The 15959-nt window shown below is 44.2% G+C and carries 19 protein-coding genes; all 19 read right to left on the bottom strand.

Going from position 1 to position 15959, the window contains the following annotated elements; all coding sequences use genetic code 11:
• Positions 1-2: 2 nt before the first annotated feature.
• Positions 3-890, bottom strand: a complete 888-nt coding sequence (locus MKY87_RS27085; RefSeq protein WP_017689167.1) for a MinD/ParA family protein — start codon at positions 888-890, stop codon at positions 3-5.
• Entirely contained in the window at positions 887-2239 is a 1353-nt protein-coding gene (gene flhF / locus MKY87_RS27080; RefSeq protein WP_339784560.1) for a flagellar biosynthesis protein FlhF, read from the bottom strand. The genes MKY87_RS27085 and flhF overlap by 4 nt, the downstream gene beginning before the upstream one ends.
• On the bottom strand, positions 2236-4269 hold the full coding sequence (flhA, locus tag MKY87_RS27075) for a flagellar biosynthesis protein FlhA (RefSeq protein WP_017689169.1): 2034 nt from the start codon (positions 4267-4269) through the stop codon (positions 2236-2238). The genes flhF and flhA overlap by 4 nt, the downstream gene beginning before the upstream one ends.
• A gap of 25 nt (positions 4270-4294) precedes the next feature.
• On the bottom strand, positions 4295-5377 hold the full coding sequence (gene flhB, locus MKY87_RS27070) for a flagellar biosynthesis protein FlhB (RefSeq protein WP_289392025.1): 1083 nt from the start codon (positions 5375-5377) through the stop codon (positions 4295-4297).
• Between the two features lie 23 nt (positions 5378-5400).
• On the bottom strand, positions 5401-6189 hold the full coding sequence (gene fliR / locus MKY87_RS27065; RefSeq protein ID WP_338593817.1) for a flagellar biosynthetic protein FliR: 789 nt from the start codon (positions 6187-6189) through the stop codon (positions 5401-5403).
• 10 nt (positions 6190-6199) lie between these two features.
• A complete protein-coding gene (gene fliQ, locus MKY87_RS27060; protein ID WP_047842485.1) occupies positions 6200-6469 on the bottom strand; it encodes a flagellar biosynthesis protein FliQ in 270 nt (89 codons plus the stop codon).
• 25 nt (positions 6470-6494) lie between these two features.
• Entirely contained in the window at positions 6495-7250 is a 756-nt protein-coding gene (fliP, locus tag MKY87_RS27055; protein WP_133384323.1) for a flagellar type III secretion system pore protein FliP, read from the bottom strand.
• Positions 7247-7783: a flagellar biosynthetic protein FliO gene (locus MKY87_RS27050; protein ID WP_338594905.1), complete on the bottom strand. Its 537-nt coding sequence runs from the start codon at positions 7781-7783 to the stop codon at positions 7247-7249. The genes fliP and MKY87_RS27050 overlap by 4 nt, the downstream gene beginning before the upstream one ends.
• Positions 7784-7794: 11 nt before the next feature.
• Positions 7795-8160 (bottom strand): response regulator, encoded by a 366-nt coding sequence (locus MKY87_RS27045; protein WP_017689175.1) that lies wholly within the window; start codon positions 8158-8160, stop codon positions 7795-7797.
• Positions 8161-8188: 28 nt separating this feature from the next.
• Complete coding sequence (gene fliY, locus MKY87_RS27040) at positions 8189-9463, bottom strand: flagellar motor switch phosphatase FliY (RefSeq protein ID WP_289392022.1); 1275 nt, start codon at positions 9461-9463, stop codon at positions 8189-8191.
• Positions 9453-10451 carry a flagellar motor switch protein FliM gene (gene fliM / locus MKY87_RS27035; RefSeq protein ID WP_017689177.1) on the bottom strand — a complete coding sequence of 333 codons (999 nt, stop codon included), beginning with the start codon at positions 10449-10451 and terminating at the stop codon, positions 9453-9455. Before fliM ends, fliY begins: the two co-directional genes overlap by 11 nt.
• A gap of 40 nt (positions 10452-10491) precedes the next feature.
• Positions 10492-10953: a flagellar basal body-associated FliL family protein gene (locus MKY87_RS27030; RefSeq protein WP_310334365.1), complete on the bottom strand. Its 462-nt coding sequence runs from the start codon at positions 10951-10953 to the stop codon at positions 10492-10494.
• Entirely contained in the window at positions 10953-11174 is a 222-nt protein-coding gene (locus MKY87_RS27025; protein ID WP_076208897.1) for a flagellar FlbD family protein, read from the bottom strand. The genes MKY87_RS27030 and MKY87_RS27025 overlap by 1 nt, the downstream gene beginning before the upstream one ends.
• 68 nt (positions 11175-11242) lie before the next feature.
• Entirely contained in the window at positions 11243-12058 is an 816-nt protein-coding gene (gene flgG, locus MKY87_RS27020) for a flagellar basal body rod protein FlgG (RefSeq protein ID WP_074094563.1), read from the bottom strand.
• Between the two features lie 81 nt (positions 12059-12139).
• Positions 12140-12523: a TIGR02530 family flagellar biosynthesis protein gene (locus MKY87_RS27015; RefSeq protein ID WP_047842481.1), complete on the bottom strand. Its 384-nt coding sequence runs from the start codon at positions 12521-12523 to the stop codon at positions 12140-12142.
• Positions 12520-13077, bottom strand: a complete 558-nt coding sequence (locus MKY87_RS27010; RefSeq protein WP_091031900.1) for a flagellar hook capping FlgD N-terminal domain-containing protein — start codon at positions 13075-13077, stop codon at positions 12520-12522. The genes MKY87_RS27015 and MKY87_RS27010 overlap by 4 nt, the downstream gene beginning before the upstream one ends.
• Before the next feature lie 20 nt (positions 13078-13097).
• Entirely contained in the window at positions 13098-14480 is a 1383-nt protein-coding gene (locus MKY87_RS27005) for a flagellar hook-length control protein FliK (protein WP_340966915.1), read from the bottom strand.
• Between the two features lie 38 nt (positions 14481-14518).
• On the bottom strand, positions 14519-15460 hold the full coding sequence (locus MKY87_RS27000; protein ID WP_091031903.1) for a MotE family protein: 942 nt from the start codon (positions 15458-15460) through the stop codon (positions 14519-14521).
• A gap of 43 nt (positions 15461-15503) precedes the next feature.
• Positions 15504-15956, bottom strand: a complete 453-nt coding sequence (fliJ, locus tag MKY87_RS26995) for a flagellar export protein FliJ (RefSeq protein ID WP_091031905.1) — start codon at positions 15954-15956, stop codon at positions 15504-15506.
• Between the last annotated feature and the right edge of the window lie 3 nt (positions 15957-15959).

Genomic DNA, 15959 nt, shown 5'->3' with positions numbered 1-15959 from the left:
AATCATGTTGTCCGTTTAAGCCACTTATTCATAAATCCCCTGATTCCTGTCAAGGTTCCGGATCCCGGAGTTGCAGGTACAGCCAGATAACGAAGAGCAAGTTTCTCTATATCTTTGGAGGCTTTGGCATTGGGATACGCCAGACTATAGGGCATTTGCCTTTTAACCGCTTTGACTACCTGGGCGTCTTCTGAAATATACCCAAGCAGCGGAATATCCGTCTGCAAAAACCGCCTCGCCACTCCAGCTATTTTTTCTGCCACCCGTTCCGCTTCTCGTTCGTCTTCCACCCGGTTAACGATCATCCGAAAGGGCGTAGCATTTTCCTGGCCGTGCATAACTTTGACTAAAGCATAAGCATCGGTTATTGAAGTCGGTTCAGGTGTGGTTATAATCAGGCATTCATCGGCAGCACCGATGAACTTCATATTCTCTCTGGAGAGTCCTGCCCCAGTGTCAAAGATGACATAATCCATTTCCTGGGCAATATCCTCGACTTGACTGGCGAAGAACTCGAGATCACGATCAGACAATGAGAACAACTCTTTCATGCCCGATCCTCCAGCAATGTAAGGCAAGCCACTGGCACCCAGTTGTATGATTTCCCTTATGGATTTTTGTCGGTACAATAGGTGGTAAAGATTATAGGAAGAAGACGTACCCATAAGAACATCAATATTAGCCATTCCAATATCGGCATCAAATACAAGTACCTTTTGCCCCAAAGCCTGCAATGCCAAGGCAAAGTTCAGTGTAAAATTGGATTTACCAACACCTCCCTTACCACTGGCCACAGTAATGATTTTCGAGGATCGAATATCTCGCTCAATGCCTTCCAATTCCAATGGCGCGGAGACCATACTTCGAAGTGCAGCTGCCTGATCCTTCATTGTGACCATTCTCCCAGCAACTGTTTAGACAACGAATCTGCATCCGGCTTCAACAAATCGTCCGGAACATTTTGTCCATTTGCCACATATGCGAGCTTGAGTGGAAAACGGTGTAACAAGTTAAATAGCGGACCGCAGCTCCCAGTCTCATCCATTTTGGTGAAAATCACCTTATCCAGACCATATTTACTGAAATGTTCCGTGATCTGCACCATATCAGCACTTTTGGAAGTCATACTCATGACCAGAAAGGTTTCGCTATTCTCCACAGGAGCAAGCAAACTTTGCAGTTCCGAAACAAGTAATTCATTTCTGTAGTTTCTACCCGCTGTATCCATAAAGATCAAATCACAATTCTCTAATCGAGAAATGGCACGTTGTGTATCACCGGGCGATTGCACCACTTCAAGTGGAACATTCAGTATAGATGCGTACGTTCTAAGCTGTTCTACCGCCGAGATCCGATACGTATCTGATGTAATGAATCCAACTTTACGCTGTTTTTTGAACATTTGTTCAGCAGCCAATTTTGCAATTGTCGTAGTTTTCCCTACACCGGTTGGTCCAGCTACATAGACGATTCGCGTGGTAGGAAGAATGCCTTCTTCAATCCGTTGCTCCAAAAAGTGCATGACCTCAAGCTTCACCACTTGTTCTACATCCTGTTCTTTCAATCCATCCTCAGACCATTTTGCTTGAATTGAATCAAACCAGGATTCCCATACTTCAGGCCAAACATCTTGTTCTGTCAAACGCTCTCGGATCGAATGCAGCTCCTCTGGCACAGGGTCCGCAGAAGTACCTTGCTTTGAAAGCCTGGTCACCATCTGTTTAAGATCCTGTAATTCAGTCATCAACTTATCCTGCTGCAGGTCTGAACCTGTTGGCTTCGGACCAGTTGTTGAACCCGAAAAATCCGCCCCTTGCGGTCGCGGTTTATGATCCGTGCTCGAAGAACCTGAGCCGCTGTCTATGTTTGAACCGATATTACGCGATTCAAACACAGACGACGCAGCCGCAGATTGGTCCTGTACACTTTGATCAGCTATATTCGTTGTCGCCGACTCATCTGAAGCCGCAACAAACGAACGAGCTGTTTGCCGATAAGCCTCAGGTACAAATGCACGAGGTACAGGTGTGAATTGATTTTGTACTGGCTTTGTTGTTTGCTTGTTTTCTTCCTTATCCACTGCAGCTACAACTTCGATCCGTTTTTTGCGGAACATTCCCATCACACCGCCCACCTTAATCTCTTTGGTGGACAGAATAACGGCATCACTTCCCAGGTCTTTGCGAATTTGAAGCATAGCTTCGGGCATGGTCTCAACAACGTATTGTTTTACTCTCATAAGTTCACCACCCCGATACTTTGAATTTCAACATTCGGCTCCAACTCGCTGTAGGAAAGCACAGGAATGTCCTGCATTGTACGTTCAATAACCTGACGCAGATACATCCGAATGGTTGGAGAAGTTAATACAACAGGTTGTTGACCTGATTGAATCAAACGGTTCACTTGTTCACTCAGCTTCTGATACACACTTTGTGTAGATACAGGGTCTAGCGCGAGATAACTGCCTTGATCCGATTGTTGCACACTTTCAGCAATTTTCTTCTCAAGACCAGGTCCAACCGTGATCACGCGAAGTGTCTCACCTTTCTGTGAGAACTGCTGAGTAATCTGACGTGAGAGGGATTGTCTGACGTATTCAGTAAGCACATCAGGATCCTTCGTATACGTACCATAGTCAGCCAGTGTCTCGAAGATGGTCACCATATCCCGAATAGATATTTTCTCACGCAATAACTTGGCAAGCACTTTCTGTACATCACCAATGGAAAGTAGAGAAGGGATCAGTTCATCCACAAGGGCAGAATAGTTCTCTCTGAGATTATCCACAAGTGCTTTTGTTTCTTGTCTTCCAAGTAACTCATGCGCATGTTTCTTAATCAGTTCCGTCAGATGTGTAGCCACAACGGAAGGCGGATCAACGACCGTATATCCTGCAAGTTCGGCTCTGTCTTTGGTTACTTCATCAATCCATAGTGCCGGAAGTCCAAAAGCAGGTTCTGTCGTTTCAATACCTGTCACAGATTCCTCATCATAGCCAGGACTCATGGCAAGGTAATGATTCAACAACAGTTCTCCGCCGCCTACCACATTACCCTTGATTTTGATAACATACTCATTGGGTCTGAGCTGGATATTATCTCGAATCCGTATGACCGGAACGACTAACCCCAGTTCCAGAGCACACTGCCTCCGAATCATAATGATCCGATCCAATAAGTCACCACCCTGCTGATTATCAGCAAGTGGTATTAAACCATAACCAAATTCAAACTCAATAGGGTCCACCTGAAGCAAATTAATTACACTTTCAGGACTTCTAACCTCTTCAATCTGCTGTTCTTCTTCCAACTGTTCTTCCGCTACTTGTTTCAAATTCAGATTATTCTGCATACGCCACGCGGCATATGCCAACACACCTGCCAACGGAAGCGTAGTAATAACATGAATTGGTGTGAAGAAACCGAGCATGGCAATAACGAAAGCTACGATATAAATTAGTATTGGATATGTAAACAGTTGCCCCGTAATATCATCTGCCAAGTTTCCTTCTGATGAAGCTCTGGTGACGATAAGTCCTGCTGCTGTGGAAATAAGCAGAGCAGGGATTTGGCTTACCAATCCATCTCCGATAGTCAGTACAGAGTACGTTGACATTGCATCTGCAAAAGCCATCCCATGCACAGTCATACCGATTATAAATCCACCAATGAGATTGATCAGGAGGATGATAATACTTGCAATTGCGTCACCTTTTACGAATTTACTTGCTCCATCCATCGCTCCGTAGAAATCAGCTTCACGTTCAATTTTGGAACGACGCTCACGAGCTTGTTGCTCGTTGATCAAACCCGCATTCAGATCCGCATCAATACTCATTTGTTTACCAGGCATCGCATCGAGGGTGAATCGGGCAGCAACTTCAGCTACTCGCTCAGACCCCTTTGTAATAACGATAAACTGAACGACAACGAGGATCAAAAACACGATAAATCCAATCGCAATTTGCCCTCCAGCAATCCAGCTACCAAAGGTAGCAACTACGGCTCCCGCATCCCCATCACCAAGGATTAGCTTGGTTGTCGAAATGTTCAGTGCCAATCGGAATAGTGTAGTGATCAACAGCAAAGCTGGAAAAATAGAAAACTGCAACGCTTCTTTGCTGTTCATGGCAACAAGTAGTATCATCAGAGCAATTGAAATATTGACGACCAGCAACAAGTCCAACAGCCAGGTCGGGATCGGAAGAATCATCATCAACACAATGCCAATGATACCCGCAAGGACAGCTATATCTTTAATCTTCAATGAATGTACGGCCTCCGATCCCCTTTTATTTCGTTCTGCCCTTTAGTTTATATACATAAGCCAGCACTTCGGCTACCGCTTGAAACAAATCGGCCGGTATGGCGTCACCAATCTCGGCTCTCTGGAACAACGCCCGTGCTAACGGCTTGTTTTCCATCGTAATAACACCGTTTTCTTTGGCAATTTCCTTAATACGCAAGGCGACATAATCCTGACCTTTGGCAATAATCTGCGGTGCCTCCATCTCGGAACCTTCATACTTTAGCGCAACCGCAAAGTGGGTCGGGTTCGTGATGATAACATCCGCATTCGGCACTTCCTGCATCATACGCTGCATAGCCATACGACGCTGGCGTTCCCGGATTTTGCCTTTGATCAGCGGATCACCTTCCATTTTTTTGTACTCGTCCTTAATGTCTTGCTTGGACATACGGATCTTCTTCTCATGATCATACTTCTGATACATGTAATCAAATATCGCAAGTATCATTAATGCCACTGCAATCTTGATACCAAGACTTAAAGTGATCGACGCAGCGAAATGTAAAATAGCATCCAATGAAAAATGAGAAAGTGAAGCAATATCTGACTGGTAGCCCTTAATTGTACTGTAAACGAGATAACCGATAATCGACATTTTCAAAATGGATTTAGCAAATTCCACTAATGAGCGGAGAGAGAATATATTTTTGAAACCTTTAATCGGGTCCAATTTCTCAAGTTTTGGCTTCAAACCTTCCCCTACAAGAAGAAAACCAACTTGCATATAGTTAACGATCAAAGCAACCAGTAACGCACCCAGCAAAACGGGAGCGATCAATAACAAAACTTCAATGCCATAGCGCATCATAAGCGCCATCACATTCTCTCCGGTGATTTCCATACTCAATCGATTGATGAAGATATCTGTAAACAGACGAACTATACGTTCTTTATAGAAATTGCTGAATACCATCATGATCAAAAACGCGATTAGGAGAATGGATGCGCCAGATAGTTCAGCGCTTTTGACGACCTGTCCTTTTTTTCGTGTATCCTGTCTCTTTTTCGGGGTAGCTTTCTCCGTCTTCTCCCCTGAAAACAACTGGAGGTCGAGTTGAAGTTTCATCCGTGTCTTTTCCTCCGTTTCACTCAGCCGGGCCTTTGTCCAATGGTTCCAAGCAATTTTTCCATCGATCTGAATATCGCTTCGAACAACTGACTAAATACAAAGGAGAAACTGGGAACCAGCAAAAGCAAAATAGCAAGACCAACGAGTAACTTAAGCGGCAACCCAACTGCAAATACATTAAATTGAGGAGCTGTTTTGGCCAAAAAACCCAATCCAACATCCGTCAAAAATAACGCAACTACAATCGGAGCCGACATCTGAAAAGCCAGCATAAATGATTGACCTAAGGTCTGAATCAAAAATTCAGCAATACTTCCATCTGCCAACCGTAGGAAAAACACATTCGATAATGGTACCCACCGGTAACTGTAAACTATCGCATCCAGCAAATAATGGTGTCCATTCATCGTCAGAAACAGAAGCATAGCAAATGCATACTTCAAGTTTCCCGTAAGTGGCGCTGAAGCACCTGTCATTGGATCGTATACATTAGCCATACCAAAACCGATTTGTAGATCGATAAAGGTCCCCGCAGTCTGAACAGCTGTCATCAACAGATAAGCCACAAAACCTAAAAGCAGGCCAATTAAAATCTCTCTGATGATCAATAAGACATAGCTCAGGTCTGTGGGTACGGTCTGGTCTATTCCATAAATCAGATAGACAGACAATGTGACAAATGCAGAGATACCAATTTTAACTGAAGCCGGCACATTTCGAGCCGAAAAAACTGGCGCAGTTACAAAAAATGATGCGATTCGACAAAACATAAGCAGAGCGACAGGGAAACTTTGCAACAATGTCTCCATCTGCTAAAGCCTACCCTATGTATCTGTATAGATTATCGAGAATGTTAAACGTAAAATCGACCAAGATATTCAAGATCCAAGGTCCAAACAAAAGTACTGCCAGAAGTACGGCAACAATCTTGGGCACAAAAGCTAATGTTTGTTCCTGAATTTGAGTTGTCGCTTGAAAAATACTGATTGCAAGTCCTACAACCAGAGCTAGTATAAGCATAGGTGCGCTGGCCAGCAATGACGTGTATACCGCTTTCCCGGCCAGACCGATAATAAATTCCGAAGTCATGACCGTCCTCCTTTAACTTTCCGGATCAAGTGTTAAAACTCAATAACAGTGACTTGACAACCAGATACCACCCGTCGACAAGGACAAAGAGCAGTATTTTGAAAGGTAATGAGATCATGACCGGCGGAAGCATCATCATCCCCATTGCCATGAGTGTACTCGCGACAACAATATCTATAACCAGAAACGGAATAAAAATCATAAACCCCATCTGGAATGCTGTCTTCAACTCACTGATTACATATGCCGGCACCATAACAGTAATTGGGATATCCTGATAGGTCTTTGGTTGTTCAGTCTGATTGTACTTCATAAACAGTAACAGATCTTTTTCTCTGGTGTGACTAAACATAAATTTCTTTATCGGGTCCGCTGCTTTTTCAAGTGCCTCGGTTTGTGTAAGTTCTCCCTGAAGATAGGGCTGAAGCGCTACCTGATTTATGGAAGACAACGTCGGCGACATAATGAAAAGTGTCAGAAATAGTGCCAAGCCAACCAAAACCTGATTGGGTGGCATTTGTTGTGTACCCAAAGATGTACGTACAAAACCGAGCACAATCACAATCCGAGTAAAACTGGTCATCAGTACAAGCATTGCTGGTGCAATGCTAAGCACAGTAATTAACAGAATGATGGACAATGAACTTGTGCTTGGTGTCCCTCCGTCACCGTTTCCGATTTGAATATCAATATTCGGAATGGGCTCGGCAAAGGCAACTGTAACAGAAGCTAGACTGATAAGTCCTAGCAAACAACACGCTAACCAAATCTTTTTCTTCATGAATCCCTCGACCGATCTGTAGTATTGTCTTTATCCAGGAGCTTCTCCATCTTCTCTTTACGGTTAGGCATCTGCCGAAGTTTGGATTCAAACATTTCGTGAAAAGAAGTTGTGTCCTCCAGTTCCATTTCCCGCGGCGGTTCATCTTTACGGAAGCGTTTTGTGAGCTTGGCAATGAGAGGTGACAGATTCCCTTGTTGTGCAGCAGCATCTCGTTCGAAGGAATCAATGATTCTTTGCGCCTCTTCCAGATCCGAAACCTTATCTATCAACTGGATGTCTTCACCTACACCAAGCAGATATACACTCCCACCAATTTCTATAATTTGCAGCGACTTGTTTTGTCCCAGTCCAACCCCGCCAAGAGTACGAATTGTGCCGTGCCGGAACATTTGCTGATTCCGTTTGTTTAAGAACCGGATCAGATAAACAATAAGGACCAGGATGACGGCCAGGACAACAATCACCCATACAAGCTGTAAATAATAATTGGCTCCCGCGCCAGCTGTTTCTGGAAAATCACCCTGAGCCATCATCATGTCTCTTAAACGCCCAGTGTCTTGCTAATCGCTTCAATAACCCGATCAGATTGGAACGGTTTAACAATAAAGTCTTTAGCACCTGCTTGAATAGCGTCGATTACCATCGCTTGTTGACCCATCGCGGAGCACATAATTACTTTAGCGTTAGCATCAATCTTCTTGATTTCTTTCAAAGCTGCAATGCCATCCATCTCAGGCATCGTAATATCCATTGTGATCAGATCCGGACGAAGCTCTTTAAATTTCTCAATTGCTTGTGAGCCATCCTGTGCCTCACCAACAACCTCATATCCATTTTTGGACAAAATGTCCCGGATCATCATTCTCATAAATGCAGCGTCGTCTACGACTAAAATTCGGTTTGCCATCTTGATTCAAGTCCTCCCTAAATTGTGCTTATTGTAATTTCTGAATTCGGTCCCATTGGCTAACGATATCTATAACACGAACACCAAAGTTTTCGTCAATAACAACAACTTCTCCCTTGGCGATCAGTTTGTTATTCACCAAAATATCGACAGGTTCCCCGGCTAACTTATCCAGTTCGACAATCGAACCCTGTGACAGTTCCAAAATATCTTTAATTTGCTTCTGGGTCCTTCCTAATTCTACGGTGACTTTAAGGGGAATGTCCATCAATAAATTCAAATTGTTTTCGTCTACCTGCCCATACGCCCCATTTTGCAAATTGGCAAATTGAACTGGTTGTACGTTAACATTCCTATTTGGCATTCCACCGTAATGTTGAGGTGCACCATAAGGTTGCTGCGGTGGCATGCCATACGGCTGCTGTGGCGGCATTCCTTGAGGCATACCCATCGGGACCTGTCCATATCCGTTATAGTCCTGAGCAGGCTGTTGTGGAGCCTGTGGAGCCTGTTGGTGCTGAACGGGCGGCTGCTCCGCAACCGGTGGTGGCGTTGCTGGTACAGCTGCTGGTGCAGGTTCAGGTGTTGATGCCACTGGTGCGCTGGCAGTTGACTCCTGAGCGCCTCCAATCAGCATATCTACCATGTTTTTGGCAAAATGCACTGGAAGCAACTGCATCAGATTGGAATCGATCAGATCCCCGATCAACAAACGAAATGAAACTTGAATGAGGGTCTCATCTGCTGGAAGATTACTTACACCCTCTCCACTCTCCAGATTGAGAATATCGATTCCCGGAGGGGAAATATTCACAAAACGATTAAAAATCGTGGACATTGAGGTTGCAGAGGAACCCATCATCTGGTTCATCGCTTCCTGTACCGCACTAATATGGATTTCATTCAGTTCTTCATCGACCGGATTTCCTTCGCCACCCAGCATCAAATCAGCGATGACTTGAGCATCTCTCTTCTTGATAACAAGTGAGTTAATGCCTTCGAATCCATCCACGTAATTGACATGAACGGCAACATGCGGCTTAGGAAAAGCTTCTTCAAACTGCGTTCGACTAATGATAGAAACTTTAGGTGTTGTAATATCTACTTTGAGGCCTAATAGCGTGGATAATGCTGTTGCCGCGCTACCAAATGTAATGTTACCGATCTCCCCCAAGGCATCCTGCTCCAGCTCGGTCAAAAAATCATCAACCGTCTTTTCAGCGGGTTCCGAGCTGTTTATCGATTCCGATTGCCTGAGCAAAGCATCGATTTCTTCTTGGGATAAATAATCCTTACTCGTCAAATTCTTCAACTCCTTCGGTGACAATCTTGTCTATTTGCACAGCCACACGGTCTTTGATTGTCCCCGGACTGCCCATGTATTTCAGTTTGTCACCCACTTTAATGGAAAGTCCCTCATCAACTGGTTTGTTCAACGTAATGACATCACCAACGGACAGACCCAGAAATTCTGCAATTGAAATTCTCGATTCTCCCAATTCCGCAACGATTGGTAACTTGGCTTTGTTCACACGCTCTTTTAGAGCATCATACTCCTCCGGAGCTCTCGTTTTCTTCTCCGAAACAAACCACTGATGAGTTGACAACCGTGACATAATAGGTTCAAGAACGACATGCGGTATACATAGATTGATCATGCCTGTCGTGTCACCAATTTTGGTACTGAGCGAGATCAGAGCAATGGTCTCATTGGGAGATACAATCTGCATAAATTGCGGATTGGTCTCGAGTGCTTCCATCCTCGGGGTAATATCCAACACGGTCTTCCATGCTTCTTGCAAACTTTCAAATGCACGGCTGAATATTCGTTCCATGATGGTCGTTTCAATCTCCGTCATGGATGCAATCTTTGTTGGAGCACTCCCGGTTCCACCAAGCAGGCGATCCAACATCGCATATCCCACGTTCGGATGGACTTCCATCACCATTCGTCCCTGTAGTGGCTCCGCTTCAAAAATGTTCAATATCGTCATCTTAGGAATAGAACGGATAAACTCATCATAAGGCAACTGTTCGACCTGAACGACATTGATTTGAACGAACGTCCGCAGTTGGGCTGAAAAATAAGTGGTGAGAAAGCGTGCAAAGTTTTCGTGAATACGAGTCAAGCTTCTGATATGGTCTTTGGAAAAACGCACTGCCCGCTTAAAATCGTACGATCTGATTTTCTTCTGAGTTTCTTCCTTCTTCAATTCTTCTGCGTCCATTTCACCAGAAGAAAGGGCTGCTAATAGGGCGTCAATCTCATTTTGTGATAATACATCCACCATGTTCTCACCCCCTTACAGGTCTACAGCATGTTCTGTTCATTTACATCGTTGCTATCACAATAGATGAAAAGCTCGTACTACTTAGATTACCTTCTGGTAAAGCTTCATTAATAAGACCGGTCAATTTCTCGTTAAATAATATCCGGCCCTTCGCTGTAGCCAGTTCCTCAGATTTCGTATCTGCAAGCGTCTGAATGATGATTGGTTTTACCACAATTTCTTTGATTTTCTCAAAATCTTCTTTTGCAGTTTTGTCAGTCAACTTGAAAGAGAAGCTGACAATTACAACATGATCCGTATCAGCCAAATTGGTTTTAATTTCTCCAAGTTCAGAGGAAACCTCTACAATCTCATCCGCAGTCATCTTCTTGGCTTCTGAAGCTGCCGCCGTATGTGTGTCGTCCTTATTCCCGTTCTGTCCTTGCATAAATACAAACACAACCACCACAATGAGTGTTATTGCCAGCAACATTGTTGCAAGCCAGGGCATCATTTTTTTCATCAGGATTCCTCCGTTTGCTGCACTTTAATAGTGGCTGCCTGAACCCCGATTTCACGGTTGTAATCTTTAATCTTGGAAATAACGTCATCAGCTTTTTCAAGCACAATCAGTCTCTTTCCAGTTACCAGAGTAATATACGTATCCGGCGTTTCTTCAACAATTTCAACCATCAGCGCATTTAACCACATGGGAGAACCATTTAACCGCGTAACCGAAATCATGCTAAGCCCCCTTGATCAGAGTGGGAGGAGCAAGCTCCCCCACGTTTTAAAAATTCATTAATCAGCTATTAACGTTTCAGGTTAACAACTTCCTGAAGTATTTCATCCGACGTTGTAATAATCCGGGAGTTTGCCTGGAATCCACGCTGAGCTACGATCATCTCAGTAAACTCTCCTGTCAGATCCACATTAGACATTTCGAGCTGTCCTGTGATAATAGAGCCAGTTCCATTTTCGGCATCATTCGCTGTCAAAATTTCAAGCTCACCATCGGGATTGGCATTTGCTGTCATACGGTATAGATTACCGCCGATCTTCTCTAAACCTTCCGGATTGACCACTTTTCCGATTCCAAGTTGTGCTCCCGCTTCAACTGTTCCATCCGCCATAGTTTGATTGATCGTACCATCCTGACCAATCGTGAAGGAAACAACATCATCAGGTATCGTAATATTTCCACCACCGTTATCCAGAACAAACAATCCATCGGATGTCAAAAGGTTACGTGCAGCATCCACATGGAAATCCCCCGCACGAGTCAGGTAAGGTACTTCCTGATCTTCACTTAAACGTACCAAGAAGAATCCATCTCCATTAATCCGCATATCTGTTGGGTTGTTTGTTGTCATTGGACTTCCCGCCAAATGTAATGTATCAATAGATCCTACAGATACACCTAGACCAATTTGTTTTGCATTCACACCACCGGTTGCATCACCAGGCGCAGTCACACCTGAAGTGGTTTGGCTCATAATATCTTTGAACATAACCCGACTGCCTTTGAAGCCAACCGTGTTTACGTTCGCAATATTGTTACCAATTACGTCGAGTTTGGTTTGAAAACCCCGCATCCCGGAAACGCCTGAGTACATTGATTTCAACATTTTTAAAAATCCTCCCAGTCTTCATTTGGTTACCGCATCAGTCGGTCAGCGGCATTCCGGCTCCCGAGAAGGGCCAGCCGGTCAAGAAATGATTACGGCACTATCAATCTGAGTAAACACATTATCCTTCATGCTCTCACTATCCATAGCTGTAACCACAGTACGATTTTTGACATTGACGATAAAAGCCATATCTTGCATTAAAATCAATGACTCTTTGGCTCCTTTAGCAGCAGCTTTGTCCAAAGCAGAACCAATCTGTTCCATTTGCTCGGTCTTGAGTTCAATGCCACGTTGTTCCAAACGTTTGGCAGCATGATTGCTCAATTTCAGAAGATTATCTTCCAGCACTTTTGCAAAAGGTTTTTCGGGTATAGCCGAAGCTTCTCCCGTTTTAGGTCTTTGAAGCATATTCGGTGTAATCGGGCCTGCGTATAATTGTCCAACCGTTATGCGATCACTCATATCGTTTTCCCGCTATCTTCCGTATCACCTGTTTCAGCGGATGATTCAACTTCCTGGCTCTCGTTCGTTTCTGGGGTTACATCCTGAACGTTCTGTACCGGAGTTTGACTCTCTTCTGCCTGTTTTGGATAATTCACCTGAATGATCTCATCCAGCTTAATCTCGTCGTTGCCCACTTTTGCGTATTGAACGCTATCTCTTACAATGATGGAATCTACAATACCCTGACGAAGAGTTCCGTTATCATCTTTATTAGAAGAAAGCCAACTTACCTCCATGCCAATCATACCGGATACAGCACCAAGGGACTGGTTCAATGTTTTAAGCTGGGTAGAAATATTGACCAGTTGTTCCACTGAGCTGAACTGTGCCATTTGAGCGATAAATTCCTTATCCTCCATCGGCTGCATCGGGTCTTGATTTTGCAGCTGGGTAATCAGGATTTTTAGAAACTGATCTTTACCCAATTCTTTTGTTGCAGCACTTGTGGTTGCTTTATTGGCTGCCGAATAGTTCGGCCAGGTATTATTCATTGAAACAATTTCATTAGCCATATTGTTCACCTCATTTCTGTTTAAGCCTTAGCACTAAACGTATCTCTCTGTAATTCAGTTCCTTCGACTTGCTCGCTACGCCAGTTACGCAATTCTTCTTGAATCCCTGCTGTAGCTATAGCATCATCCGATTGTTCCTCACGCTCGCGCGAACGGCGTTGTTGCTGAGAGTTACTTCCCGGATGACGGCCTCCGTCCTGATACATCTGTGATCCGATTGAACTGTTCTGTGTAACCTCAAGTCGTTCCACTTGAATTCCTTGGGCTTGAAGTGAAGAACGCAGCTGCGTCATTTGTTGTTCAAGCATGTCTTTAGCCATCGTATGCTCAGTCATAAACCGTGCAACCAACTGCCCGTTCTGCAAGGTAATTTGAACATCCAACTTCCCTAGATGCTCAGGTCGAAGTGAGATGGTCGCCTCGGAAAATCCTTTTTGCTGGACAATATCCAGCTTGTTAACAACAAACTGTGTCATTTCCTTGGCAAACCGTGATGTTTGCATTACAGGTTCAGCCGGTTTGCCTGCTGTTGTACCTGATGAACGCAAGGAGAGCTCTCCTGCAGTAATGATGGTTGAGTGTTCCACTTCTCCACCTGCATTTGAAACAGATGTTGTCTCAGCCTCAGCTTTCACCTGGGTTCCAGAATTCGCCACTGCGGCAACAAGAACTTGTGGTACGACCGAATCCTGTTTGGATGTTTGAAGCGAAGTACTTGGAGCGACCTGTGCAGTCTGATCCTTAACTGCAGTCAATGTATCCAGTATGGATTTCAGTTCAGTCCATCCTTTGTTATTAGTGGTATCCACTCCAGCCTCTTGAAGCTGACTCTGCAGAGATTGTAACAAATGTTTGAATTCAGGAGCGTTCTTCGCAACGTTACTCTCAGAATCATTCATTCCAGCTAGTAATTGTGTAAGCATATCTTGCAGAACAAAACGTACTGCTGCCGGATGCTGCGACAGTTCAATTGCGGGTACTTTTTTTACGCTTTCCGCTCCGTTCGAAGACTCGTCGGAACCTTCTGCATTAGTACCTGAAGGATTACTTAATTGTGTATACATCTGTTGAATCAGCGTTTGCAAACCTGCAAGTAGAGCTGGGTCATTTTCCAAAGCTTCGTCAAGCGAATCCAAGTCCGTGAACAATGAATTCAGTATATCCGTGATTGATGTCGCTTCTCCTTCTTCACTTGTAGCAAAGGAAAACACCAATGGATTGGCTGTTAAACTTCCAGTAGCGCTTGAACTATCACCTTCTGTGTTTCCTCCGGATAATGACTGTGCAAGAGTTTGGAGAAATTCACCACTAGCCCCTGCAGCTGAACCTTTCGATTGTGCTCCGGTTGTCTGACCTGCTCCTGTTGCAGATGCTGTGGATGCCATTTGATATACAATCGACATTTTTTTCACCTCCTCTCGGTTATACAGTTTAATCATTTCTACTTGTTGCCCATTAATCTGTTCAAAATTTTTGCAGTTTCAACCGAGTCCTCTGAAGACATGTTCTCAAGCAATTGAGAGCGTGTTGCATCATCTACTGAATTCAGGATGGTCAATGTTTTGTCAGGACTTAACTTGTATGTTTCCAATAATAGCTTGGCACCACTTGAAGCAGACATCGAAGCAAATGTTTGACTAAGCTGGTTTTTATCCAGGTTTTTGCTTGTCGTTGTGGATGCAGTTGAAGTTGCTGCGGTTTCTTTCTTCAATCTGGATTGCAGCGCATCCAGTGCCAGATCCCCGGACGGTTTGGCATCCTTCATCATCATGGTGACATCGGCTGCTGTTTTCGGGTCCATCTTTTCAAGCACCTTGGTCCGAGCGGATGACTGCATGGCATTCAACAACAATACCATTTCCTCATTCGTCATATTTTGCAAAATAGGTGCAGCTTTACTTGGACTCATGTCAGCATACATTTTAGCCAAATCTTTAATTTGTTTTTGATAATCGGATTCCGTTTCCGGCGTTGTTGCCGTAGCCGTTTCAGCCGCTTTTTCCGCATCATCCAACTTCTTCTGAAGGTCAGTGGCCTTCTTCGCTTCGGTTGTTGTTGCTTCCTGTGCTGCCTTGAGCTCTGTTTCTTTGGCAGTTACCTGGGATTTCAGCTTTTCGATTGTGGCTTCAGCACTTTCAACCTGCTGTTCACTCTTATCCAGCTTCTCCTTCTCAGGATCCAGAACAGGATCAGGTACCCATTCCTTGACTACCGGTATCTTGTTGGCGAATTCAAACAAATTATTACGAATATCTACATTAAATAGCGTAAGTAATACACCTAGCAAAACTACGGTGAATACAATCGGGATTGAAATCATGAGAAATTTTTCCCAACCGCCTCCCGACTCTTTTTCCATGTCGCTATCATCTTTAACAGCCATCGTTCATTCCTCCTTCACGAGACAACTTCGCGTCCGGCTCACATCAATTCGCGCGTCCGGCTTTGGCAGCGAAGCGTACAGTAGCCATCTCGTCCAGATCGTTCTGTTCCCGGAGGAGCATCTCCTGCTGAAATTTGATTTTGGCCTTGTCTCTCGCTCCAAGCCATACTTTTTCGTCAATCATCTTACCGTTTAGAAACGTCTGATTCCGCTGCACATTGACCTGAGCATGTTTAACATCACTGTTTTTGCGTGAAATGCACTCGTCAAGGTGATGTACATAACGCTGCATCTCCTGCAGACTGTTTACAGACGCTGTATTTTCCGTAGCAGATTGGATAATGCCGATCAGATTACTTCTATCATTAAGAAGTTGTATCAGATGTTCTTCCTCCGTCTGAAGTTTACCGATCGCTGTGGATAACATCCACTCTGCCTGTGTTTTTTCATTACTCTTCAGGTCAACAACTTTCTGGAAATGATATCGAAATTTCATCGT

The sequence above is a fragment of the Paenibacillus sp. FSL R7-0198 genome, assembly GCF_038000415.1.
Classification (GTDB): Bacteria; Bacillota; Bacilli; order Paenibacillales; family Paenibacillaceae; genus Paenibacillus.
The sequence above is the reverse complement of the archived record's forward strand: the minus strand, read 5'-3'. Positions and strand labels throughout refer to the sequence as shown.